Genomic DNA, 2,822 nt, shown 5'->3' with positions numbered 1-2,822 from the left:
CTTCGTTTCCGACTCTATCAGACTCTTTCGTGTCCGATTCCCGGTCGAAGCGGGTTTCGCTTTCCAGGTTTCCGCTTTCGCGTTTCCCTTTCCGGCGAGACCGACTCTATCAGAAGTTCGCCACCGGATTTACCGGCTTGGGATTTCTGGGTGAAGAGACGGGTGTCCCCACATGGAATTCGATTCCTTGCGGGGAGTGCTGCCGAACTGACCAGTTCGAGGCAACCGCTCCACTCTACAACCCCCCGCCCGAGGCGCCAAATCGGGCCCCGCCATGCCCCCTGACATGCCCCTTCACGTGCCCCGACCACCCGCACAGACGCCGGTGAAATCCGATGGTGGACGCCCCCTGCGGCCGTGATCATGAGCTGCTGCCGCCTCCGCCGAGGCCCGAGGCCCGAGGACCGAGGACCGCGGCGCCTTCAACTGCCGCCCCCAGGAGGGACCCCGTATGACCGCGCCGCCGTTCGTCCGACGCGCGCTCGGCGACGGACCCTTCGCCGGTGTCGGCCGGCCTCGCGTGGCCGTCGTCGACGAGCCCTCACAGGCGGTCGCCGTCGGCGGGGACGTGGGGCCCCTGTTCCGGAGCGGCCACGCGACCGCCGACTCCGGATGGACCGGCCACCGGATCGGCATCTACGAACGGGACGGACTCCACTGCCGACACCTGGTGCGTTCCAGCTACCCCGTGCATTCCCTCGCCTTCCATCCCTCCCTCCCCCTGCTCGCCATAGGTACGGGTCGCTACGACGGCGGCTACTCCTACGAAGGGGAACTGCTCCTGCTCCACCTCGCCACCGGCACAGCAGTGTCCGCGCTGCAGTACGGCCGGGAGGTACTGAGCGTGGATTGGCAGGGCGCGACGGAGCTCCGTCTGCTCCTGGCGCCGTACGACGACCGGCAGGACCCACTCTCACGCGAGCAGGCCCATGAGGCCGTCGTCGAACGCGCCGACTGGGCAGCGGTCGGGCCGGCCACCCTCCGGGACGAGGAGCTCGACGCCCCCGTACAGCTGACCATCCGGCAGGACCACAGCCACCGGGCCCGTTGCCTCCTCACCGCTCTCGCGGCATCGGCCGGCCGGCCATGGTCGCCGCGCGGTCAGGTGTGGGCGGTCGAGGGCCTGGAGGACGGACGTGTACTGGCGGCTCTGGACGGGGTACTGGCCGAGTCGTGGCTGCCGTCAGGGGAACGCCAGTGGGTGGTCGAGGACCAGGAGGGCGGCCGCCAGCTCGTACCGGCCTCCGACGGGGCGTCGGTCTGGACGAACGCCGAGCGCCGCCCCCGCCGGAAGGAGCGGTGGGGGACCTCCTCACCCCGCATCGAGCGGATCGCCCTCGATGACGGGCAGCTGCTGGAGACCCTCAGCCACGAGGCGTCCTGCGTCCTCGTCGCAGGCGACCGGCGGACGGTCCTGTGGCAGCCGAACGACCGCCGCCGCAAGCGTCCCGAACGACTGATGCTCTTCGACCTCGACGGTCCTGCGGTGGACGGCCCGGAGGCGGAGGAGCTCGTCGTGTTCGACCACCCGCGGCCCGTCCGGCCCGCGCACCGCCCCTACGTCCTGATCAGCGCGGATCCTGACGACTCGACGCACGACAAACGGGTCACCGTCCTGTCAGCCGATGAGACACCGCGAAGGCTCCTCCCCCACACCTGGGTGCCGCAGGAACACCACTTCGGGGGTCCCGCGGCCGAGATCGGTGAGTCGCTCGTGTACGCGGCCACCGTCCCCCACGGCCACGGCCACGGACACGGCCCCCTGACGGGAGAGGCCTACGTCGTACGGCGCTCCCTGAAGGGATCGGTGCTGTGGCAGCACCGCAGTGACCACCCGGCGACCGCACTCGCGACGGACGGGGAGAGCGTCTACGTGGCCTGCAACTCCGGAACGCTCACCGCACTGGACGCCCACGACGGCTCGGTCCGCTGGCACACGGCCCTGGAGGTGGACGGAGAACCGGCCACCGCACTGTGCCTCGCGCCGGCACCCGGAGGCCGACTGCTCATCGGAACCGTCGAGGGCCGCATCCTGCTCCAGGAAGGGCTCAGAGGTTCACACGCTTGAGGTACACCCGGCGGCGGTGCGCGATGGTCTGGTACCAGAGCATCAGGTGCTCGTCCTCGTACGTCCGCAGCCGCATCGGGTGGGGATCCTCGTACAGGCTGCCGTCCTTGGGGTCGATCGCCATCGACGCGAGGTCGACCAGGCCGTCCAGGACGGCGCCGACGAGGGCCTGGTGTTCGGCCGGCATGTCACCGAGCACCCACACCCGGCTGGGATCGCACTCCCAGGCCCAGCCACTGTCGTTCTCGACGCCCTCGCCCCGCGGGGTCACTGACCGATTTCCCGCTGTGCCTCGGCGAGGATGCGGCTGCTCGTCTCCATCGCGGCCCGGAACTCCGCTTCCGTGGCCGAAGGATCTCCCGCGGTACGTTCCGCCTCATGGAGGGCGGCCGCGCGGGCCGGCCAGCGGTGGATCGCCACGTGCGTGGCCCACTTGATCAGGAAGAAGCGCAGCGGATTGATCGCGCCGGTCTCGGCCGCGCGGTCGAACGCCTCATTGCATTCCTTGTCGAGCACGGCCAGGTTGGCCATGTCGATCCGGCGCACGGCGTCCCGCAGGGCTTCCCGCGTCATGGCCGGCTGAGGGATGAGCGGCCCGCCGTCTTCCAGCTGCTGTGCTGTCATCGCGTCCTCCAGGGGAACGCTGGCCAGGATACCCAGCGGGTCATCGATCTGCCCCTGAACGCAGAAAAGCCCCGCACCATAAGGTGCGGGGCTTTCCCACAATGATTGTTCGGCGGCGTCCTACTCTCCC

At 69.7% G+C, this 2,822-nt stretch carries 3 protein-coding genes; 1 reads left to right on the top strand and 2 read right to left on the bottom strand.

Features of this window, described 5'->3' with window-relative positions:
- Positions 1-451 precede the first annotated feature (451 nt).
- On the top strand, positions 452-2,068 hold the full coding sequence (locus IO30_RS0128930) for an outer membrane protein assembly factor BamB family protein (protein WP_031147757.1): 1,617 nt from the start codon (positions 452-454) through the stop codon (positions 2,066-2,068).
- Here the strand turns inward: IO30_RS0128930 and IO30_RS0128925 are convergent.
- Both IO30_RS0128925 and IO30_RS0128920 read right to left on the bottom strand, forming a co-directional pair.
- Positions 2,049-2,339: a hypothetical protein gene (locus tag IO30_RS0128925; protein WP_031147755.1), complete on the bottom strand. Its 291-nt coding sequence runs from the start codon at positions 2,337-2,339 to the stop codon at positions 2,049-2,051. The genes IO30_RS0128930 and IO30_RS0128925 overlap by 20 nt on opposite strands.
- Positions 2,336-2,692: a hypothetical protein gene (locus tag IO30_RS0128920; RefSeq protein WP_031147754.1), complete on the bottom strand. Its 357-nt coding sequence runs from the start codon at positions 2,690-2,692 to the stop codon at positions 2,336-2,338. The genes IO30_RS0128925 and IO30_RS0128920 overlap by 4 nt, the downstream gene beginning before the upstream one ends.
- Positions 2,693-2,822 lie beyond the last annotated feature (130 nt).

Source organism: Streptomyces xanthophaeus (assembly GCF_000725805.1).
Lineage (GTDB): Bacteria > Actinomycetota > Actinomycetes > Streptomycetales > Streptomycetaceae > Streptomyces > Streptomyces xanthophaeus.
This window is presented reverse-complemented; position numbering and strand designations above follow the sequence as displayed.